Origin of the sequence: Brevibacillus sp. M2.1A, from assembly GCF_013284355.2 — a bacterium.
In the GTDB taxonomy this organism is placed as follows: Bacteria; Bacillota; Bacilli; order Brevibacillales; family Brevibacillaceae; genus Brevibacillus.
The window spans coordinates 5,000,768-5,020,793 of the sequence record NZ_JABSUY020000001.1 but is presented as its reverse complement, the minus strand read 5'-3'; the positions used below and the strand labels follow the sequence as shown (position 1 = coordinate 5,020,793).

General features: G+C 48.8%; 21 protein-coding genes. 18 read left to right on the top strand and 3 right to left on the bottom strand.

Annotated elements, in window-relative coordinates:
* Nucleotides 1-104 precede the first annotated feature (104 nt).
* Complete coding sequence (locus tag HP567_RS23980; RefSeq protein WP_173610908.1) at nt 105-593, top strand: PaaI family thioesterase; 489 nt, start codon at nt 105-107, stop codon at nt 591-593.
* 47 nt (nt 594-640) lie between these two features.
* Here the strand turns inward: HP567_RS23980 and HP567_RS23975 are convergent, their stop codons facing one another.
* Nucleotides 641-1,018: a hypothetical protein gene (locus HP567_RS23975; protein ID WP_173610909.1), complete on the bottom strand. Its 378-nt coding sequence runs from the start codon at nt 1,016-1,018 to the stop codon at nt 641-643.
* A 111-nt stretch (nt 1,019-1,129) separates the two neighbouring features.
* Here HP567_RS23975 and HP567_RS23970 point away from each other — a divergent pair, with 111 nt between their 5' ends.
* The 6 genes from HP567_RS23970 to HP567_RS23945 all read left to right on the top strand — a co-directional run bounded on the left by HP567_RS23970 (nt 1,130) and on the right by HP567_RS23945 (nt 5,391).
* On the top strand, nt 1,130-1,906 hold the full coding sequence (locus HP567_RS23970; protein ID WP_173610910.1) for an inositol monophosphatase family protein: 777 nt from the start codon (nt 1,130-1,132) through the stop codon (nt 1,904-1,906).
* A 143-nt stretch (nt 1,907-2,049) separates the two neighbouring features.
* On the top strand, nt 2,050-2,496 hold the full coding sequence (locus HP567_RS23965) for a hypothetical protein (protein WP_173610911.1): 447 nt from the start codon (nt 2,050-2,052) through the stop codon (nt 2,494-2,496).
* Between the two features lie 11 nt (nt 2,497-2,507).
* Nucleotides 2,508-2,765, top strand: a complete 258-nt coding sequence (locus HP567_RS23960) for a hypothetical protein (protein ID WP_173610912.1) — start codon at nt 2,508-2,510, stop codon at nt 2,763-2,765.
* 10 nt (nt 2,766-2,775) lie between these two features.
* Nucleotides 2,776-4,017: a glutathionylspermidine synthase family protein gene (locus HP567_RS23955; RefSeq protein ID WP_173610913.1), complete on the top strand. Its 1,242-nt coding sequence runs from the start codon at nt 2,776-2,778 to the stop codon at nt 4,015-4,017.
* Between the two features lie 21 nt (nt 4,018-4,038).
* A complete protein-coding gene (locus tag HP567_RS23950; RefSeq protein WP_173610914.1) occupies nt 4,039-4,476 on the top strand; it encodes a DUF350 domain-containing protein in 438 nt (145 codons plus the stop codon).
* A gap of 147 nt (nt 4,477-4,623) precedes the next feature.
* Nucleotides 4,624-5,391, top strand: coding sequence for a potassium channel family protein (locus HP567_RS23945; RefSeq protein ID WP_173610915.1), 768 nt, complete (start codon nt 4,624-4,626; stop codon nt 5,389-5,391).
* Nucleotides 5,392-5,460: 69 nt separating this feature from the next.
* Here HP567_RS23945 and HP567_RS23940 read toward each other — a convergent pair whose 3' ends face one another.
* Complete coding sequence (locus HP567_RS23940) at nt 5,461-6,342, bottom strand: LysR family transcriptional regulator (RefSeq protein WP_173610916.1); 882 nt, start codon at nt 6,340-6,342, stop codon at nt 5,461-5,463.
* A 147-nt stretch (nt 6,343-6,489) separates the two neighbouring features.
* On the opposite strand from HP567_RS23940, the gene HP567_RS23935 reads away from it, so the two are divergent.
* From HP567_RS23935 to cysC, 9 genes are all read left to right on the top strand, one after another.
* Nucleotides 6,490-7,248, top strand: coding sequence for an arylamine N-acetyltransferase family protein (locus HP567_RS23935; protein ID WP_173610917.1), 759 nt, complete (start codon nt 6,490-6,492; stop codon nt 7,246-7,248).
* Nucleotides 7,249-7,273: 25 nt separating this feature from the next.
* Nucleotides 7,274-8,167, top strand: coding sequence for an alpha/beta hydrolase (locus HP567_RS23930; RefSeq protein WP_173610918.1), 894 nt, complete (start codon nt 7,274-7,276; stop codon nt 8,165-8,167).
* A 156-nt stretch (nt 8,168-8,323) separates the two neighbouring features.
* The gene (locus HP567_RS23925) at nt 8,324-9,136 is read left to right on the top strand and encodes a sirohydrochlorin chelatase (RefSeq protein WP_173610919.1); all 813 of its coding nucleotides are present in this window, start codon (nt 8,324-8,326) and stop codon (nt 9,134-9,136) included.
* Nucleotides 9,102-10,718, top strand: a complete 1,617-nt coding sequence (locus HP567_RS23920; protein ID WP_173610920.1) for a nitrite/sulfite reductase — start codon at nt 9,102-9,104, stop codon at nt 10,716-10,718. Before HP567_RS23925 ends, HP567_RS23920 begins: the two co-directional genes overlap by 35 nt.
* Nucleotides 10,719-10,756: 38 nt before the next feature.
* Nucleotides 10,757-10,996, top strand: coding sequence for a DUF3906 family protein (locus HP567_RS23915; protein ID WP_173610921.1), 240 nt, complete (start codon nt 10,757-10,759; stop codon nt 10,994-10,996).
* Between the two features lie 55 nt (nt 10,997-11,051).
* Nucleotides 11,052-12,509, top strand: a complete 1,458-nt coding sequence (cobA, locus tag HP567_RS23910; RefSeq protein WP_229088115.1) for a uroporphyrinogen-III C-methyltransferase — start codon at nt 11,052-11,054, stop codon at nt 12,507-12,509.
* 15 nt (nt 12,510-12,524) lie between these two features.
* Nucleotides 12,525-13,241 (top strand): phosphoadenylyl-sulfate reductase, encoded by a 717-nt coding sequence (locus HP567_RS23905; RefSeq protein WP_173610922.1) that lies wholly within the window; start codon nt 12,525-12,527, stop codon nt 13,239-13,241.
* 42 nt (nt 13,242-13,283) lie between these two features.
* Entirely contained in the window at nt 13,284-14,423 is a 1,140-nt protein-coding gene (sat, locus tag HP567_RS23900) for a sulfate adenylyltransferase (protein ID WP_173610923.1), read from the top strand.
* Nucleotides 14,424-14,461: 38 nt separating this feature from the next.
* Nucleotides 14,462-15,067 (top strand): adenylyl-sulfate kinase, encoded by a 606-nt coding sequence (gene cysC / locus HP567_RS23895; RefSeq protein ID WP_173610924.1) that lies wholly within the window; start codon nt 14,462-14,464, stop codon nt 15,065-15,067.
* Nucleotides 15,068-15,130: 63 nt separating this feature from the next.
* Here the strand turns inward: cysC and HP567_RS23890 are convergent, their stop codons facing one another.
* Nucleotides 15,131-16,405 (bottom strand): hypothetical protein, encoded by a 1,275-nt coding sequence (locus HP567_RS23890; protein WP_173610925.1) that lies wholly within the window; start codon nt 16,403-16,405, stop codon nt 15,131-15,133.
* Between HP567_RS23890 and HP567_RS23885 the strand changes: the two genes are divergently transcribed.
* Both HP567_RS23885 and HP567_RS23880 read left to right on the top strand, forming a co-directional pair.
* Entirely contained in the window at nt 16,299-19,505 is a 3,207-nt protein-coding gene (locus HP567_RS23885) for a DNA translocase FtsK (protein ID WP_370648034.1), read from the top strand. The two genes, HP567_RS23890 and HP567_RS23885, sit on opposite strands and share 107 nt — an antisense overlap.
* Before the next feature lie 111 nt (nt 19,506-19,616).
* Nucleotides 19,617-20,012 carry a hypothetical protein gene (locus HP567_RS23880; protein ID WP_173611003.1) on the top strand — a complete coding sequence of 132 codons (396 nt, stop codon included), beginning with the start codon at nt 19,617-19,619 and terminating at the stop codon, nt 20,010-20,012.
* Nucleotides 20,013-20,026 lie beyond the last annotated feature (14 nt).

Sequence of the window (20,026 nt, the reverse complement as noted above, 5' to 3'; positions counted from 1 at the left end):
ACATTTGCTCAGTCTCGAATGACATAAGTTTAGGAATCATAGCGAAATCAGCTTGTTTGGGATAAAATAGAAGAATCGATTCTATTTCGGTTGGAGTGAACGAAATGTTAGATGAGCTAAAAAACATCTGGTCGGACGGGAGTGAAGAGGAGCGCCGCATTCTCGAGCTGGCTGTTGCTGCCATTCATCAAAAGCGGGAACGGAATAGTGCGTTTATCTCCGGGTTTCTTGGATTAAAGGGAGAGTTCATAGACGAAGAAAGACAGTCATATCGCTTCGAATTGCCTCTGACCCCTTTTATGCACAATTCAGGGGGAGTTGTTCATGGAGGAATTCTTGCGACCTTGATCGATTCAGCGATGGGCTCCTTGATCAATCGATCCTTGCCACCCAATCAGTATGCAGTGACGACAGAGCTGAAGCTCAATTATTTGCTTCCGGGAACAGGAGAGCGGCTGCGCGCTGAAGCGAGCTTTTTGCATCGCGGACACACGCTGGTCGTCATGGAGGGTAGTGTTTACGATGATCGGGATAGGCGGATCGCCCACGGTACAGGAACGTTCATTGTGCTCTCCAGAAATGGTCGGAAATAAAAAAGCCTCGCTCCACATCAAAAAGGTGAGAACGAGGGGTGACGGTGTTATTTGATGACAACGAGACCGCTGTATTCCGAGATATAGGTGAGCATTTTGGTGGAAAGCGGTACGATAAACTCCATGTTTTCTTTTTCGACGATACCAGAACGTGAAACAATCCGCGCCCACTTGGCGGTCAGCTTGTAGTAATCGGAACCAAACGAGGCGTGTACCGTCTGACTCTGATGCCGAAACGTGACAGGGCTTGTGTCCAGCTTCATCGGGATCATACTGATGATATCCTGTAAAAACAAATGGTAGGTCATATGGGGCTTGAAAAAAACGAGCTCCTTTGTGGTGACGGAGAAGCCGTAGCTATTGTTCATTTGGGTGAATTTGAGTTCACCTTCCATATTTTTCAGCCGAATGAAGTCGGTGTTCATATTTATCCCCCTCCTTCGGGTATCTCTCTATGATAGTAATCTTTCCTATGCAAGTGCAAGTGGAAGGTTGTTCAAAAAAGTGTTCCAAACGTTATAAAGGAGCGAAATATCATGATCGAAATTGCAAAAGAAGCAGCAAGTGTCGCGGGTGCCTTTTTGAAGGAACGTTTTCTTGAACAGCTCGTGCCCGATGAGGAATTGCATAACGACGTGAAGCTGCCAGAGGATAAAGGCAGTGAACAGCGCATCATTGAGGTCCTGCATCGCCACTTCCCGACACATACCATTTTTTCGGAAGAGGTCGGAATGGTTTCCCGCGAGGAAGAGTATCTGTGGATTATCGATCCGTTAGATGGAACGAATAACTACTTTATCGGCTATCCGTATTTCTCAATCTCGATTGCGTTGCAGCACAAGGGCGAGCTGGTGCTGGGCGTCGTCTACAATCCGGTAGCAGGTCAAATGTTTTGGGCGGAAAAAGGAAAAGGAGCCTATTTGAACGGAAAACGATTGAACGTCAATAACCGACAAGACCTCACACGTGCAGTCGGAACGTACATCCGTGGACGCAACACAGTAACGAAGGAGGAAGAGATGGCTTTTACGGAACCGTTTGTATTCCAGACAAAGCGTCTCATGCGAAATATTGCGCCTGCACTGGACTGGTGCCTGCTGGCAAACGGATGGCTCGATTATATCGTGATGCAACGCTCCAATATTATGGATGTAGCCGCCGGAATTGTGATCGCCCAGGAGGCGGGTGCAACGATTACGGACTGGTCTGGAAAACCGTATCAGCATGAGCCGTTCCAACAAGATCACACCCCTTCCTTAATGGCGAGCAACGGACATTTGCATGAAACCATTCGCGGTATGATTCGACAGTAACGGGTACAAAAGAAGCAGGACTTATGTAGCGGTTTATGGCTCTGCTGGATTTCTTTTCATTTATTGGCAACCAAATGTTTCGGCGCACGTATAAAATTGTGCGAAAGATTTGCTATTCTGTGATAGGTAAAGAGGTGAGAAAAATGGCACGAATGGAATATCGGCTGCTGGATGAGGCGAGGGGATACCCAGTTCAGTTTTACTACGACCACGTGAACAAAGATGAGGTCTCCTTGCGTTTTGCTTGCGATTATTTGGTGAAGGGGCATGTCGTTTATGAAAAAACGTCCTGTGCAATCGAAAACGGTACGTATGTCATTTACGTCAAGCGCTCAACAGAAGAACAAGCTGTCGATTACGCGGAGGCTGTGTCTGCACGCTGGGGCAGCATCCAGATCGAAATGCGTGAATTTCAAGAAAATGCAAGCGTTTATCCGCTCGTCCACACGTTTTATTTCAAGGACGATGACGATGCTCTCTTGCATTTGCAAAGCGACTACTTGTACGTGAATGGACGCGAATGGGAGAAGACATCGGCCGAGGTGGATGAAGATCGGCAGGTTTATGTTTACTACGCGAAGCCAGTGTAGGAGGAAGAAAAATGGCACAAACGAAATCAAAGAAAGTAGTCGGTCTGTTCGTCGTAGCTGCACTTGCGATCAGCGGTTGTTCTTCCGGGGACGACTATGATGATTGCTACGATAATGACAATGACGGCTATTGTGACGATAGCAGCAGCAGTGGGGGTTCGAGCTCTACCTACAGGTCTTACAAGAGCAAATCCGGAGTATCGAGTGGGATAAGCACGAGCAGCTCCAAGGGCGGTATCGGCAGCTCGGGCTATTCCAGCTCCGGGTGAGGTGAGGAAAGTGGCGGACCATAACCGACGAGAACGAGAGGCGCTGTACGGCCCGATGCGGGAAGAGGGCGTATTTACCTGGGATTGGATGTATGGCGAGGAATATGCGCTCCATGATATTCACCTGATCTCCCCCACCTTTCGAGAGGAAATCGCGATGGCAACCGAGCGACTGGGGCAAATCTTTACCAAGGTCGTTCCGGTATTGCAGCGTGCAGAGGACTCCCTGTTGTTGGAACTAGGAGTGCCAAAGCAGGCATTGCAGGCAGTCAGGATCGTCGTTTCCCAAACGGTGCCGACTGTGATTGGACGCTTTGATTTTGCCCAGACGACAGAAGGTTTGAAGATGCTTGAGTGCAACAGCGACACCCCTACAGGAATCGTCGAGGCTTTTTATGTGAACGGTCGTGCCTGTCGCCATTTCCTGCGTGAGGACCCGAATGAAGGGATGGAGCGGCAGTTGCGTTCGGCTTTCAGCAAGGTGGTCGACGCGTATCGGGCGAAAGGCTATGATACGGATTCTATCTGGTTTAGCTCGCTCGACTGGCATGAGGAAGACAAGGGAACGACATTGTACTTACTGAACCAATCGGGTCTTTCTGCCCGGTTTGCCGCATTGGAACATTTGCGTGTTTGGCAAGATCGGCTCTATGTAAAGGAGAATGAGGAGCTACTGCCAGTCGATGTGCTGTACCGTCTGCATGCTTTGGAAAAGCTGGCGGTAGAACAAGATGAAGACGGCTACCCGACTGGTGAGCATGTGCTTTCGCTGATTGCCCGCAAAAAGCTCGCCATTATTAATCCTCCTTCTGCGTTTCTCATTCAGACGAAGGCTTTGCAGGCGCTCATCTGGAACTTGCATGAGGCGAATGAGTTTTTCACCGAAGAGGAGCACGCGATCATCGAAGCTTACATGCTGCCTACTTATTTTGAAAATCGGTTTGCAGGCAAAGAGGACTACGTCACGAAGCCGATTTTTGGGCGAGAAGGTGGCGGTGTCATGCTGTTTGCATCAGATGGTACGCTGCAAGAGAAAGATCAGGAAGAGTTTTACTGGGAGCAGCCGATGATTTATCAGAAACGGGTGGAGCTTCCGGAGATTACGGTTCAGACGATGAAGGGGGCTTATGCTGGACGACTGCTCTGGGGGTCCTTTTGGATCGGCACAGAGGCATCGGCAATTGTAGCTCGTGTCGGTGGACCGATTACAAACAACCTATCATATTATTTGCCGGTCGGCATAGACAAGTAGCGAAAGGAGAGGACAACTTACATGTTGGGACAATTGGATTACGTAGTAAACTTTTTGGCATATTTGGCAGTGACCATTCCGATATTGGCTGTAGGGATTTTTGTGTTTACAATTACGACTCCTTACAAGGAGTTTGATCTGATCAAGCAGGGAGCACAGACTGACGATCCGAAGAAAATGGCAGCGGCAAAAGCAGCCTCGCACGATTTGGGAGGAAAAATCATCGGTTTGGCAATCGTCCTCGCTTCGGCTGTTTACCACTCCGTTAACTTGTGGGATTTGGTCATCTGGGGTATTGTAGGAATGGTATTTCAAGTCATCATTTTTTATTTGTTCGAATGGATCACACCATTTAAAGTCGTGTCTGAAATTCCGAACGGGAACGTATCCGTCGGTATTTTCGCATCGCGGTTGAGTATTGCAGCGGGCTTGTTGATGGCTGCGCTGATCAGCTACTAAGCATGGAAAGAGGCGTTCACCTTCGAAGTCTGGTGCTCATGTAGGTTCTCTGCATTTGGCTCCTCCCGCTTCAGGTTCTCGCCTCTTTTTCGATGCGGAACCGCTCATATTTTGAACAGGTACTTACGGGCACAGGGAGGAGTCTTTTTGTTCTGGCGCGTCATGTATGAGATTTTTATCATTATGCTTGTGATTACGTATGCGATTCTGTTGTTCGCAGACTTCTCCAATCATCCGCTGTTGACGGATGAACTGATGGACAAGGTAGACAATGGGCTGATCATTTTGCTGATTGTCGAGTATTTGGTCCGGCTGTGGAGGGCGAAGGACAAACGAAAATTCGTTTATGCCAACTGGTTCGATCTGATCGCAATGATTCCATTGGACTCTTATTTGTATTTAGCCAGAATCATGCGCGTGCTTCGTCTGGTGCGCATCGTGCGTGCTTCGCCGTTTTTGCTGGGAATCATTCGATCTGGCCCGATGCGTCAAGTATTTGGTGTCGTCACGATCATCATGCTGTGGAGCTCGACTGCGATTTATTTGCTCGAATACGGTGTAAACGAGAATATCAAAAGCTTCCCGGATGCGTTGTGGTGGTCGATTGTGACAACTACGACAGTCGGCTACGGTGATATTTCGCCTGTGACGGCAGGTGGAAGGATCATGGCGACGATTTTGATGATAACGGGGATCGGAATGCTGGGAGCATTGACGGCAAATTTTGCTACGCATTGGACAGAGACACATGAAAGCAAAAGTCTGGATGAGAAAGATCGCTTGACGGAAGAGATCAAAAAGCAGGCGATCACAAATATTCAACAGATCGAAAACTTGACCGAGCACGAGTATGAAACGCTCAAAGAAAGCATGGATTTGCTGTATCGCCGAACGAGGAAAAAGAGTGAGGAATAAGGGGAGAGCTGTCAGGCATTAGGCCTGGCAGCTTTTTTCGTGCGAGTGCCTCGAACGCAGGATGTACACTTACTGTTTTGCTTGAGCGTAATGCTGGATAACGAATTCGCGAAAAGCCTGTGCAGCAAGTGACAAGTAGTGTTTTTCATGCCACACCAAATGAGGAGTCCATTGGCAAACAGGCTCCTCTATATGAAGGAGCGTAAGCGGTGGCAATTCCCTTTTGGCATCGATGGGGATAAAAGCAACGCCAAGACCAGCTCGTACCAAGCCGCTGATGGCGGCAGGCTCGTCCCCTTCACATACAATATTGGGGATAAAACCAGCCTCCCGACAGAAAGCATCGGTGATTTCACGGAAGCTGTATCCCGGTTTTAAACTGATGAACGGATCATTTGCTACTTCACTGAGATGGATACGCTGGCGGCCCGCTAGACGATGTGTACTTGGCACAGCCAGTACGATCTCTTCCGTCAATAAGGGTAGATTACAGATTCCTGGTCGATCAATCGAGGAAGAAGTGAGGCAAAAGTCGATTTCCCCCTTTTCGAGCAATTGGACCTTCAATTCTTCTGTCGTCGCTTGGGTGATGCGAAAGCTAATGCGAGGATATAAGGATAGAAAAGGTGCTAGCAATTCAGATACCCGATTCAAGGTTGTCGTGGCTAACAAAACACTTCCGCGTTCCAATCCAGCCAGGTCTGAAATTTCGCGTTTCCCATCTTCTAATGCTCCAAGAGCGATATCCACCTTTTTGAGAAAAGCTTGTCCAAAAACATTCAGGCGGATTTGTCGCCCAATCCGATCAAATAAGGGGACTCCTAATTCTTCCTCCAAGCGAGCTATGGTAACACTTAAAGCTGGTTGGGCTATACGGAGTTCCTGTGCCGCTTTTGTCATATGTTCCGTACGGGCGACTGTCTGAAAATACTTGAGTTGAAGTAATTCCATAGTACATTTCCACCTTATATTGATATATTCAGTGTTATTAATGTGATAATGAATTATATATTTTTATTTATGGATGATCAACTTTATAATAAAAACGTAAACAGAAACATTGTAAATGATTAAGTATAAAAAGAGGTGAATCATATCATGGATACACAAAAATATTTAGAATATATAAAGGCTGAAAGAAGAAGTGAGCTAAGTCTCGGTTATTTGTCCCATCTCCAAAAACAGCATGTCCTCCAAGTTCACTTTGAGAATCTTGATATTCTCGCAAAAAAACCTCTGTCTTTGCGTGAAGAAGACCTATATCAAAAAATTGTCCATGCTAAAAAGGGTGGCGTGTGCTACGAGTTAAACGGAATATTTTACTTTCTGCTAAAAGAACTGGGATTTGCGCCTTATCTGATGGCAGGGACTGTCTATGTAGGAAATGGAGTCTGGGCTCTTGAGAACGCTCATTTATTCAACATCGTACCGCTAGATAACGAGGAATACTTGGTGGATGTAGGCATGGGCGGTAATTCGCCACGGCTTCCTGTTCCAATGAGTGGCGGTGAAGTTGTTGATAGTGATGGAATTTACCGCGTATACCAGGATGAGACCAATTCGCTCTACTATTTGCAAAAGAAGACGGACGAGGAGTGGGAAAATCAATATCGATTTGAGACACCTTCCCATCAATGGAATTTAGAAAACATCCATCCAATCTGTGTGCTAACGGAAACATCTCCTGAATCGATGTTCAACAAGATGTATTTCCTTTCAAGAGTGACGGAAAATGGGCGTATCACCTTGTTGGGAAATACGTTGATTATCGTCGATGGCAAAGAAAAAACAAAAGAAAAACTGGAAGGACACGAGATTGAGGAAGCGGCTCGTCGCTATTTCCAGATCAATATTTGATAAAAACTTTAAGGAGGACTATTTTATGGCCTTAGATCCACAAGTACAATCATTTATGGCACAAGGGGGGGATCTTAATTCCCTCACAGGGAAGGAGCACGGGGAAGCCAAAGCTGTATCGAAAGTAGAGGATTTTCTAGTCCCTGTAAAGAACGGTGAAATTAAAGTTCGCATGTATACTCCAAATGAAAAGGATTCATTACCTGTTTTTGTTTATTTGCATGGTGGTGGATGGGTGGCAGGAGATATTCAATCTGTGGATATCTTGTGTCAAAACATCGCACATGATGCTGAGTGTATCGTTGTTTCGGTAGAGTATCGCCTAGCTCCTGCATATAGATTCCCGATTCCACTAGAGGATTGCTATGCAGCCACCAAATGGGTAGCTGAAAATAGTTCCATGCTGCGCGCAGATAAAACAAGAATTGCAATTGGTGGGGACAGTGCTGGTGGAAATATTGCTGCTTCAGTTGCCGTCATGGCACAAAAGTTCAACAATCTCTCGTTAGCGGCTCAAGTATTAATCTATCCGGTGGTCGATCTTACTTTGACCTTCAACGCACAATCATACCGCGACAATGCCGAAGGTTATTTGCTTACGACTGAGGGCGTTTTCTGGGCAGCTTCAACCTATTTACGTGACGAAATCGACAGATACAATGTAATTGCTTCACCTTCATTGAACGATGACGTAAAGGATTTACCACCGACGCTTATGATTACAGCAGAATACGATCCTTTACGAGACGATGGTGCGGCATATGCTGAGCGTCTAAAGGAAGCAGGGGTTCCCGTAGAATACAAGTGTTATGAAGGAATGGTCCATGGCTTCTTCTGGATGGCAGGGATTTTGGATAAAGGGCTTCAAGCACGTAATCAAGTTTCGAATTATTTAAAGGATGTATTTGCAAAAAAATAGAAAACTCCACTTTGCAAGAAGCCGCCAGGGTTAGGGCGGCTTCTACTATGTTCAAGCGAAATATCATTTTGTTATTGACGAGGCAATCCAACCCAATTATAATTCCGAGTAAACATATATGAATTACAAAATAAGTTTGGATAAGGGGATTATCCGATGGCGAAAACAGCGGTTTTGGTAATTGCTCACGGTTCACCGGATCCTGACTGGTTGGCGTTGGTGGAATCAGCCGTTTGGCAGTGCCGCACTGATTTGCCAATTCGGGTAGCTTACTTGGGAGGAGTGGAAGGACGAAGCATCAGCGAGGAAGTGAATCGTCTGGAAGCATCAGGAGCGACAACGATTGTCGTCGTTCCGCTATTCGCTACGGCTGGAAGCAATCACGTAGGGGAAATCCGTGCGATGCTTGGACTAGACCCATGGCCGACAGGAGAGACAGACCTGATTCGCGTTCCCGTTCAGGCAAGAATTCTTTGGTGTCCACCATTGGAGGATCACGGAAACGTCGAGCAGATTGTGGCAGAGCGAATCGCAAGTCTATCACGCTTGCCTAATCAGGAGGCTTTGTTGCTCGTCGGGCACGGCAGTGACTTGCCGGGATGTCATGAGCGCTGGGAAAAGCTGCTCTTGCGTCTGACATTCCGCTTGCAAAACCGCTATGCATTTGCCGCTGCCGGATATGCTACACTGAGGCCTGATACACTGTACGATCAAGCCTGTTTACTTGCAGAAAAAGGGGAGGTTCTCGTGCTTCCTCTGTTTGTCAGCCAAGGTTACTTCACGCGACAAGCAATCCCGAAAAGGCTTGTGGGCTTGGCTTATCGTTATGAGGGCAGTGCGTACTTGCCCCATCCACTGATTGCGGACTGGATGAGCCAATCAATTCGAATGGCATTGGTAACTGACATCTTCACACAAAGGAGCATGTACGAGCATGGCCGAGAGAAAGCAGTGGAAATGGGCTGCTGATCCATCCCTCAACAAAATGGAGTTTACGAAGCTGGAAAAAGACGGACTGGATGTTATCGAGACGATCGTAAACACCTATTCCAAAGAAGGATTTGCATCGATTGAATCTTCTGACATGGATCGATTTAAATGGGCAGGCGTCTATCAGCAGCGGCCAAAGGACGGACACTTCATGATGCGCGTACGCATACCTGGAGGCATTTTGAGCAGTGAACAAGCTCGGGTGCTCGCCAATATCGCAGCAGATTATGGCCGTGATCTGGTGGATGTGACCACGCGTCAGGCTGTGCAATTTCACTGGCTCACGGTAGAATCGCTCGCTGACATTTTTGAGCGGCTCGCATCAGCCGGACTTTCCTCTTTTGAGTCATGTGGAGACTGCCCGCGGCAAATCATGGGGAACCCACTGGCAGGAATTGATCCGCATGAAGTGCTGGATACGCGCCCCATCGTAGCGGAGTTAGAAAAATTTTTCTTGCTCAATCGGGACTTTTCCAATCTGCCACGCAAGTACAAAATATCGGTTTCTGCCAACATCCATAACGCCGCGCATGCGCAAATCAACGACCTGGCTTTCACTCCGGCCAAAAAAGTCATAGCTGGCGAGGAAGTGATCGGTTTTCATGTATGGGTGGGTGGCGGCTTGTCAGCGAAGCCATTCTTGGCGAAGCAACTGGATGTTTTCGTGCGACCAGAGGATGTCGTCAAAGTAGCGGCAGGAGTTACGACTTTATACCGTGATTTCGGTTACCGTCAAAAACGTACGCATGCACGTCTAAAGTTCTTGGTCGCTGACTGGGGACCGGAAAAGTTCAAGGAGCAATTACTGGAGCTGGTTGGCGAGTTAGAGCCAGGTGGTATCGATTTAACCGCGGGGTGGAATGGTGGATATTTTTATGGCATTCACGAGCAGCGTCAAGCAGGACTGAACTACGCAGGCTTGTCTGTTCCCGTTGGGCGGATGAATGCAAGGGAACTAAATGAACTTGCCCGTTTGGCGGACGAATATGGCGATGGGACGATTGGCACCTGTAACACGCAAAATGTCCTGATTCGCAACATTCCTGAAGCAAAAGTAGCAGCTTTCCGCAATGAGCCGATGATTGTGAATCGTTTCAAATTGCAGCCAAATACGTTTGTCGGGTATGCCGTATCGTGTACAGGTACGGAATATTGCAATCTGGCTATCGTGGAGACCAAGGAGCGGATGCGTTCGCTGGCTCAATATTTGGATGATACGGTCGTTCTCGAAACGCCGCTGCGCATTCACATGATCGGTTGCCCGAATTCTTGCGGACAGCGCCAAATTGCGGATATCGGCCTGCAAGGTGCATTGGTCAAGACAGCGGACGGAATGGTAGAGGCGTTTGACATCTTCGTAGGCGGGACATTGGAGGAGCCGCAATTCAACCGCAAGCTCAACGCACGGATTACTGTGGACAGACTCGGGCCGTTCCTTGCCCAATTGATCACGCTGTACAAGGTGGATCGTCAGGAAGACGAACCGTACTGGCGCTACGTGGAGCGGGTAGGACTTTCCCATATTCAAGCACAGGTTGACTCCATTCTGCAACCAGCGTAATGCTTGGGCGGGTAGCGTTAGATTAGGGGGGGAATGTCATGGGAGAGGAACAAGCAGAGAGCTACCTTTACAAGCTGGAAGCCGTGCTAGAGGAAGGGCGGTTACTGACGATTGTTGTGATCGCCCAAACGGATGAGCGAGCTTTCACTTCAGCCGAGAACAATCTCTTGCGACATACCATAGCGCCACCTCGCATCAAAGAGCTGAGCTTGGTAGAAAAGAAGCCGCTCGGACGCCAAGGAGTCGGGTACGTAGTGGAAACCTCTACGTTTGCCTGATACAGCCAAGGCTCTTCCTGTGAAGGAACAAAGCAGCAAGGAGGACGGATTCGCAATGAACACAGGTAGAGTCGTTTTTGTCGGAGCAGGGCCGGGTGACCCCAAGCTGCTGACAATTCGCGGCATGGAGTCGCTTCGTCTTGCGGATGTGATTGTGTACGATCGCCTGGCAAGCCCGCAGCTTCTCTCGTACGCAAAAAAGGGCGCCAGCCTCATCTATTGCGGGAAAGAGGCCGATCATCATACATTGCCGCAGGAAGAGATCAACCTCCTGCTCATCCGGGAAGCCCAAAAAGGGAAGTATGTCGTTCGACTGAAAGGCGGGGACCCGAGCATGTTCGGGCGGGTAGGAGAAGAAGCGCAGATGTGCCGTGACCATTCTATTCCGTTTGAGATCGTCCCAGGGATTACTTCTGGGATGGCGGCTCCGCTCTATGCGGGTATTCCGCTGACGCATCGTGACTACAACTCTTCCGTCGCTTTTGTCACTGGTCACTTGTGTGAAAAAAATGCGGGAAAGGAGCCGGACTGGGCAGCCCTCGCCTCGATGGAAACGTTGGTTATCTACATGGGTGTGAAAAATCTGCCTCGGATCAGGGAGCGCCTTCTTGCGCATGGAAAAGACGCCGATACACCCGTTGCTCTCGTGCGCTGGGGGACGGTGCGTGAGCAGGAGACGCTGATCGGCAAGCTTGGGACGATAGATAAGGAAGTAGAGCAGGCACGTTTTGCCGCACCCGCTATCATTATCGTAGGGGAGGTCGTCCGTCTGCGGGAATCGCTGAACTGGTACGAATCCCGCCCCTTGTTCGGTAAACGAGTAGCTGTTGCAAGAAGAGCAAGCGATGAAGGAAATAGCGAGCTCTTGATTGCCTTGGAACAGTTGGGAGCCGAAGTCATGCCGATTTCTTTGATCGAACGCTGCACGTTTGACATCCCATTGACAGAGCTTGCCACTTATCGTTGGCTCGTCTTCCAGAATGCGCAGCAGGTATCCTTTTTTACTTCTGCCCTGCGACAACAGCGCTACGATGTACGGCGCTTAACGAGCAAGCTGGCTGTTTGTGGACAACGGGCATATGCGGCTTTCGAGAAACAGGGGATATATCCGGACTTGGTGTTCGATGAAAACACGTCACTGCTGGCATTCCCTGACCTGCTCGCCTTGGAAAAAGAAGAGCAGGTGCTTTACGCAGGGGAAGGGAAGCCGCAAAAAATCAGGTTGGACGATGGCAAAGCGATTAAAGTGATGCAAGCGGGCACGTTCGAATGGGATGGGAAGAACCCCAATGAAAAGATGGCAGGATGCTCATTTGACTGGCTAGCCACGGATGATGTCCATACGCTGTCAGCGCTGGCCCAATTCGCTGGCGATGCCTGGTCAAAGACACCGATCGTATGTGTCGGAAAGGAAACAGCGGATGCAGCCAGAGAAATGGGCTGGCAATTCGTGAGCAGCCAAGAAGATAACGCGATCAATATAAACGAGCTGAAAGAGTCGTACGCTAAATGATCAAGGAGGGGGCACATGAGCCAGCTAAATTATGCGTCAGCGACAGAGGAACAACTCGCTTCTATCAATAATCGTCTCGAAAAGGGCGACACCATAGAAGTAATCAAATGGGCCTACACCACGTTTTCGGATGATTTGATTTATTCGTGTAGCTTTGGAGCCGAGGCCATGGTGCTGCTCGATATGATCAGCGATGTGAAAAAGGATGCCAAGGTCACCTTTTTGGATACCAATCTCCACTTTTCCGAGACATACAGCTTGATTGACCAGGTGAGAGCGAGGTATCCTGCGCTTCGTATAACAGTCAAGCAGCCTGACATCACGCTGGCACAGCAGGCAGACCTCCATGGCGAAGAATTGTGGAGCAGGCAGCCGGATATGTGCTGCCATATCCGCAAGGTACTGCCAATGGAAAGTGTGCTGACTGGAACGGTTGCATGGATGTCAGGGCTGCGCAGAGAGCAATCTGCTACGAGAGCGAATGTCGCGTTTATCAATCGCGATGAAAAATTCCAGTCGTTAAAAATTTGCCCGCTCATTCATTGGAAGTCGGAAGAAGTGTGGCAGTACATCCGAGCATTTGAGTTGCCGTACAACCCCCTTCACGACCAGAGCTATCCGAGCATCGGCTGTGCTCCTTGTACGCGTCCTGTAAAAGAGGGCGAGGATTCAAGAGCAGGGCGCTGGGCGCAAGCAGGGAAAACGGAATGTGGTCTTCATCTCGCAAGGTAAGGAGAAAGAGAAGAACAAATCAAGGATAGGAGGGGCTTTTGTATGAGTGGGAAACCTCACGGGGGAGAGTTGGTAAACCGTTTTGATCCACAGGCAGACCTGTCGGTGACTACGCATGAGGTGGAGATAGATGCATTTGCACTCGCAGATCTGGAGTTAATCGGGATTGGAGGCTACAGTCCGCTTGAAGGGTTTTTGAATCGGGCGGATTATATTTCTGTCGTTGAGCAGATGCGGCTGGCAGATGGTACCGTTTGGAGCATTCCAATTACACTTCCGGTCTCGACCACTGTCGCAGGAGCGTTGCAGATCGGAGACAAGGTGCGTTTGAGTCATCAGGGGTCGGTCTACGGTATTCTTGCAATTACCGATATTTATTCACCTGACAAGGAGCGAGAAGCTCGTCTCGTCTATGGCACCGATGATACGAATCATCCCGGGGTGAAAAAGCTGCTGGAGCGTCCCGCCGTTTATTTGGCTGGCCCAATTACGTTGGTAAAGCGCACCGAAAAAGGGCGTTTTGCCAGCTATCACTTCGATCCGGCACAAACGAGAGAAAGATTTGCCGAGAAGGGCTGGAAAACGATTGTCGGCTTTCAGACACGCAACCCAGTCCACCGCGCGCATGAATACATCCAAAAGTCAGCTCTCGAGATCGTCGACGGTCTGTTTTTAAATCCTCTTGTGGGCGAAACGAAGGCAGATGACATTCCTGCTGATGTGCGGATGAACAGCTATCAGGTATTGCTGGAAAAATACTATCCGGCTACACGGGTAGAGTTGGCTGTGTTCCCGGCTGCCATGCGCTATGCAGGACCGCGTGAAGCGATTTTTCATGCATTGGTGAGGAAGAATTATGGCTGCACTCATTTTATTGTAGGCCGGGACCACGCTGGCGTTGGCAACTATTACGGGACGTACGATGCCCAGCATATTTTCCGCCAGTTCCAGCCAGAGGAGCTAGGAATTACACCATTATTTTTCGAGAACAGCTTTTATTGCAAGACCTGCGGAAACATGGCATCTACCAAAACGTGCCCGCATGATAGCGAGCATCATATCGCGCTGTCTGGGACCAAGGTGAGGGAAATGCTGTCGCGTGGTGAGGCTCCGCCACCTGAATTTAGCCGTCCTGAGGTTGCACGGGTATTGATCGAAGGGCTGCGCCCGGTGTCCGTCTAATCCGCTGAAAAAATCGGTTGTGCGAGAGGGGAGAGACGATGAGTAGAGAGGGTACCGCGAATATCGTATGGCATCCGACGACGGTAACGAAACAAGACCGACAGAAGCGTGCGGGCCACAAAAGCTGTGTCTTATGGTTTACGGGGCTGTCTGGTGCTGGCAAATCAACGTTGGCGAATGCAGTCGAGCATGAGCTTCATCAAAGAGGGGTAGCCAGTTACGTGCTGGATGGTGACAATATACGTCACGGCTTAAACCGGGGATTGGGGTTTGGGGCAGAGGATAGACGGGAAAATATTCGCCGAATTGGCGAGGTCGCGAAGCTGTTCGTAGAGGCAGGCGTGATTACCTTGACGGCATTTATCTCTCCCTATCGGGAAGACCGGGAGCTTGCGCGTAATCTGGTAGAAGCTGGGGAATTCATCGAGGTATATGTAAAATGTTCATTGGATGAGTGTGAGCGCCGAGATGTAAAGGGACTGTATCAAAAAGCGAGAAGCGGGGAGATTGGTCAGTTTACGGGGATATCAGCACCGTATGAAGAGCCTGTTCAAGCGGAGTTGGTCATTGAGAGCGACAAGCAGACCATTGAAGAAGCTGTCCAGATTGTCCTTACATACCTGGAAAAGCACAAGATTCTCTAGTTTTATGGATAGGTAAAAAAGCACGACGCGAGAGGCGCCGTGCTTTCTTCGTGAGGAAAAATATTACTTCGTAGTGGTCGCTGCTTCTTCAACTTCCAGATCCTCAGCCAATTCTTCCATCCATTTTTGTTGATCAACCATGTTTTCAGCGATTGGACGAACAAAGCCTTTGTCGCTAAAGCTGTTGATTGCTTTTTCATCTTTCACCAGCTGTTCTACAGTCAGACCAGCATCTTTTGCTGGCGCACTGAACTTGGTTGCTTTTCCGAAGTTGTATGCATATTGATCAGCAGCCAGACCGATTGTTACAGCTTGCTTCATTTCAGGAGCTTGGAAAGTTACGCTCAAATCGCTTGTTTGTTTCACAGGCATTTTGTTGCTGTCGATGTAGAAGTCGAGGTTCCAAGCGAGCTTGTGGAAGCCTTCTTTTTTCATTTCTTCTACGATTTTTTCAGGTGTGTATGCTTTACCTGTTTCATCCAACCATTTTTTCGCTTCAGCCATGCCTTCGTTTACCATCGCTTCCGCATTTGCGCGCTTCTCAGCTTCTGTGGTTTTCTTGCCCAGTTCCGGATACAGATCTTCTGTCATGGAAGTGGTCAGTACCATCATATCGATCGCGAAATCTTTTACTTCTTTGCTAGCTACTGCATCGTTAGCTGTGAAGAAGAACATTTTTACCAATTCTTTTGCGTCGATTTTTACAGTTACATGAGTTGCTTCTACTTTTTCACCGTTCGGCAATGTTACGGATTGTTTGCCATGGTTTTTCGCGTCAGCCAATGTATAGCCATATTTACTCACATACTTTTTCACAAAGTTGAAAGTAAGGTCGTTCATTTTGTCTTGGTATTCTTTCAGCTTCGCAGCGTTAGCAGCATCGGAGCCGCCAAGCTCAGCCATGAAAGGATTGGAAGAGTTCGAATCGATTACCAAGTACTTGCTGTCCAGTGGAGACTTCACGTAGACTTTATCCTCGTCAACGATGGTTTCAACGGATGCTTTTTTGTCACCTGTCCAGAGCTTGTTGTCGCGCAGGAGCTTGTCGTCTTTTACTTCCACTTCAAACTTCACAGTGTCCAGATCCAGCTGGGAGCCTTTTACTGTTACGCCTGCTTTCAAAGCGGACAACAATGCTTGCCCTTCTTTGTCAACCGGTTCTCCGAATGCTTCAGGCAATTTCTCAACGTCGCCTGTCAGCTTCAAAGTGCCTTCAAAATCATAGTTAGGCTTGTCAATTGTCGCTACGATAGAATCACGCACCAGGGATGCCTCTCCTGCACAACCGGTCAGCAGTACTGTACCTGCTACCAGAAGGGCGCTACCTTTTTTCCACATGATGTGTTCCTCCCCTATGTATATTATTTTTTATTCCCCCTTTGTTCTACGCACAAATAGAGAAAAGGTTTCGCAAAAACGGAAAAAAATCACAATCCGGCTAATTCTGCCTCATTTTCGTGGTAAAATGAAGGGGAGAAGATGGTTAGTGAAGAAAGGGCGTTGCAACATGTGGTCGTGGCTTCAAAAGCTGATGAACTTTTTTCAGGGAGAAAGAGAAGAAGAAATAGAGGAAGAAGGCCGTCCAGCAGGTACCGGTAACCCAACAGGTAATCCCGTTCCCCGTCAGCCTCAGCCTCAGGCGAGAACAAAAAACATATACCCAAAAGAGCGGGTAGACAATCGAGATACAGAAGACAATGTGCGTCAAAGAAGAGAGCGTCAATTTCGTTTTCCGGTTGTCCCGGATGACTATTTGGAGAGGAAGCGCAATCAAAGCGTAAATTCTTCCGAATCGAATGAACGCAGTCGCCAACAGGCACCTCGTGAGCGATTCGAGCCGAAGCGTGAAACGATGCGGCCAGCCAATGATCGCGTGCCAGAAACAAAGACAGAGCCCGTTTTCGAGAAAAAGAAACCTGAGCTTGTCAAAAACAACAGCGAGATACCGCAGCGTCCCGTCCGTACGCCGCAAAAAGAAGTGGAAAAAGTGACGAGAACCGTTTTTTCTACAGAAGAAAAGCGTGCCTATCAGCCTTCTGAAATCGTTTCGCCTGTTTACGGGAAGATTACTCCGGCGACGCGCGAGGCGGAACATCGCATCCATACGACTGCGGGAATCATTTACCCGCGCTTGGAACAAGAAGAGCATTTGCAGCAGATGAAGCAGTGGGAACAAGAGATAAGCGAGCGGTATTTTCCAGAGGAGCAAGAGTCTGCATCTACTGAGCAAAATGAACCGCAGCATGCTTTTGTTACGAATGATTCTGTACATAACGAAGGTGAAAATGCTGTTGCAAAGACTGCTGTGGCAGATGCTCTTGATTCAGAACAAGAAGTTGCTGCTTCCGTACAATTGGAAGAGACGGTAGTAGAAGAAATAAAAGCGACGGCGCTGCAAGATTCTGATTCTGACGCATTCGAGCCAAAAGTCGAAGAGACGGTGGCTGATGTGCATGAGGAAGAAGTGGTATCGGAGTCTATTGGGCAACCAGAACCTACAGTCTCCTCTCAAACGATGGAAGAGCGGCAAGCACATGAAGAAGCCGAGCATAGACTGATTACTACACTCAGTGCGGTTGTGCAGGTGGAAAGCGAGCATGATGGCGTTAACGTTCCTTCTGTTGGTGAGGAGAATCAAGCAGTCGATACGGCCCTAGAGAGCGATGGCGTCGAAGAGCCTGCCTATGCACCTGCTATCAGTCGTTTGCTAGAGAGAGCAGAGGTAGATACACTGGAGCTCAGTTCAGCAGGAGTGGGTTCGGTCTCCGAAGATACGTCAGAGCAAACAGAACCAACAGAACCAACTGAGCCTGAATCCATTGTTCAACCAATTGTGGAGTCCGTTGTGGAACCGGTTGTAGTACCAGTTGCAACCTCTGTTGCAGAAACCGTTCCAGCCCCAGTCCCTGCTTCATCCACAGCACAGCCCGTGAACATGTCCCAGGCATCCAGGGCGGTGCAGCCTGCGTCAGCTCCGGTAAAAGACTCGTCCAATGAAGCTGACCAAGGAGCAGAGTCCACACAGCCGCCATACGCCTTGCCGGATTTGGGACTGCTGAATCCGAGCCCGCCGGTCAGCGATGATGACGATGAGCATACCCAAATTCAAAAGCTGTTATTGGAAGAGACGCTCGCGAATTTCAATGTCAGCGCTCAGGTCGTAGGGATTGTCAAAGGCCCATCCGTGACACGCTTTGAGTTGCAACCGGCTCCCGGGGTAAAAGTGAACAAGATTACGGGATTGATTGACGATATTAAGCTGAATTTGGCTGCCAAAGATATTCGCATCGAGGCACCGATTCCAGGACGCAATGCCATTGGGATCGAAGTCCCGAATATGTCCAGCCAACCTGTATTAATCGAGAAGATCATCAGTTCAGACAAGTTTCAGGAGCATTCATCTCCGCTGGCGGTCGCACTCGGTATGGACATCGGCGGAGAGCCGATTATTGCGGATATTAAAAAGATGCCGCACGGTTTGATTGCCGGCTCGACAGGCTCGGGTAAAAGTGTGTGCATCAACTCGATCATCGTCAGTCTGCTGTACAAAGCGACTCCTGAGCAGGTGCGATTGCTCTTGATCGATCCGAAAATGGTGGAGCTCGCGCCTTACAATCACTTGCCTCATCTGGTTACGCCTGTCGTGACAGAGGCCAAGCAGGCAACGGCATCTCTCAAGTGGGCCGTGGAAGAAATGGAGAAGCGCTATGCTCTTTTCGTAGATGCGGGTGTTCGCGATATTGATCGCTACAATCAGACGACAGATGATCAGCTGCCTTATATCGTGATCATCATCGATGAGCTGGCTGACCTGATGATGGTCTCGCCGCAGGATGTCGAGGATTGCATTATCCGGATCGCTCAGAAAGCACGTGCTTGCGGTATTCATTTGCTTTTGGCGACACAGCGCCCATCTGTGGATGTCATTACCGGAAACATCAAGGCAAATGTACCGACGCGTCTTGCTTTTGCCGTATTCTCCCAAGTTGACTCGCGTACGATTCTCGATCAATCTGGGGCAGAACGACTGTTGGGTAGAGGGGACATGCTGTTCCTTGAGAGCGGCACGACTCCGGTTCGTCTGCAAGGGAACTTCGTCTCGGATGACGAGATCGAGCGAATCACGCACATGATCAAAAAGCAAAGAAAGCCTGCGTATATTTTCAGCAAAGAGGATTTGGAGCAGCAGGTTGCATCGTTTGACAGTGGAGACGATCCGTTGTATCAGGAAGCGCTCGTGTTCGTGGCCGAGCAGGGTCAAGCTTCTGCATCTGGATTGCAACGTCGTTTCCGCGTCGGATATAACCGTGCTGCCCGTCTCATCGAAATGATGGAGGCAGATGGATACGTCGCAGGCCAAAGCGGCGGTAAGGCTCGCGCTGTCCTTATTTCCAAGGAGGACGCACAAGCCGTAGTGGAGGGATCGACACTCCTGTAGAAAACGAGGGTCTTGCATGGAGCAAGGCCCTTTCTAAACGGACGAGTTGCCTAAATATTCAGTAAGGTAGTATGCTATAAAATAGATGTGAGATGGAAAGGATCGATGACGATGAATCCGCTGGCGAAAAAGTATCAGGAAATTGACGATAAACTTGTCTTGTTCAATGAAGAGTATTATTTGAGCGTGGAAAAAATCGACATTGCCGCAATGACGCTGGAAAAAAGAGAATGGCTCTTTAACCAGCTGTACGATTTCGACAGTCCGGACATGGAACTGGAGATCGATGTCTCCGAGGAAGAAAAGGGCGTTTGGTACCTGCAATTGCTCGTACCGCATGTATTGACACTGCCTGAGGCTGCCAAAAGACGCATCGAAAATGGAACCAATCAACTCACCCGGCATTTGAGTGAACGGGCAGATGAGCTAGTGAGAACGCAATTGCTTGGAGAAGAAATTTTTACCTACGTGAAACGGTACAATCCGGATTTAGAGCGTATTGCCTAATAATAAACATCCAT

What these genes read in the sequence shown, in the direction of transcription:
- HP567_RS23980 (WP_173610908.1), top strand. Translation starts at nt 105, where the DNA reads ATGTTAGATGAGCTAAAAAACATCTGGTCGGACGGGAGTGAAGAGGAG.
- HP567_RS23975 (WP_173610909.1), bottom strand. Translation starts at nt 1,018, where the DNA reads ATGAACACCGACTTCATTCGGCTGAAAAATATGGAAGGTGAACTCAAA.
- HP567_RS23970 (WP_173610910.1), top strand. Translation starts at nt 1,130, where the DNA reads ATGATCGAAATTGCAAAAGAAGCAGCAAGTGTCGCGGGTGCCTTTTTG.
- HP567_RS23965 (WP_173610911.1), top strand. Translation starts at nt 2,050, where the DNA reads ATGGCACGAATGGAATATCGGCTGCTGGATGAGGCGAGGGGATACCCA.
- HP567_RS23960 (WP_173610912.1), top strand. Translation starts at nt 2,508, where the DNA reads ATGGCACAAACGAAATCAAAGAAAGTAGTCGGTCTGTTCGTCGTAGCT.
- HP567_RS23950 (WP_173610914.1), top strand. Translation starts at nt 4,039, where the DNA reads ATGTTGGGACAATTGGATTACGTAGTAAACTTTTTGGCATATTTGGCA.
- HP567_RS23940 (WP_173610916.1), bottom strand. Translation starts at nt 6,342, where the DNA reads ATGGAATTACTTCAACTCAAGTATTTTCAGACAGTCGCCCGTACGGAA.
- HP567_RS23935 (WP_173610917.1), top strand. Translation starts at nt 6,490, where the DNA reads ATGGATACACAAAAATATTTAGAATATATAAAGGCTGAAAGAAGAAGT.
- HP567_RS23930 (WP_173610918.1), top strand. Translation starts at nt 7,274, where the DNA reads ATGGCCTTAGATCCACAAGTACAATCATTTATGGCACAAGGGGGGGAT.
- HP567_RS23925 (WP_173610919.1), top strand. Translation starts at nt 8,324, where the DNA reads ATGGCGAAAACAGCGGTTTTGGTAATTGCTCACGGTTCACCGGATCCT.
- HP567_RS23920 (WP_173610920.1), top strand. Translation starts at nt 9,102, where the DNA reads ATGGCCGAGAGAAAGCAGTGGAAATGGGCTGCTGATCCATCCCTCAAC.
- HP567_RS23915 (WP_173610921.1), top strand. Translation starts at nt 10,757, where the DNA reads ATGGGAGAGGAACAAGCAGAGAGCTACCTTTACAAGCTGGAAGCCGTG.
- cobA (WP_229088115.1), top strand. Translation starts at nt 11,052, where the DNA reads ATGAACACAGGTAGAGTCGTTTTTGTCGGAGCAGGGCCGGGTGACCCC.
- HP567_RS23905 (WP_173610922.1), top strand. Translation starts at nt 12,525, where the DNA reads ATGAGCCAGCTAAATTATGCGTCAGCGACAGAGGAACAACTCGCTTCT.
- sat (WP_173610923.1), top strand. Translation starts at nt 13,284, where the DNA reads ATGAGTGGGAAACCTCACGGGGGAGAGTTGGTAAACCGTTTTGATCCA.
- cysC (WP_173610924.1), top strand. Translation starts at nt 14,462, where the DNA reads ATGAGTAGAGAGGGTACCGCGAATATCGTATGGCATCCGACGACGGTA.
- HP567_RS23890 (WP_173610925.1), bottom strand. Translation starts at nt 16,405, where the DNA reads ATGTGGAAAAAAGGTAGCGCCCTTCTGGTAGCAGGTACAGTACTGCTG.
- HP567_RS23880 (WP_173611003.1), top strand. Translation starts at nt 19,617, where the DNA reads ATGAATCCGCTGGCGAAAAAGTATCAGGAAATTGACGATAAACTTGTC.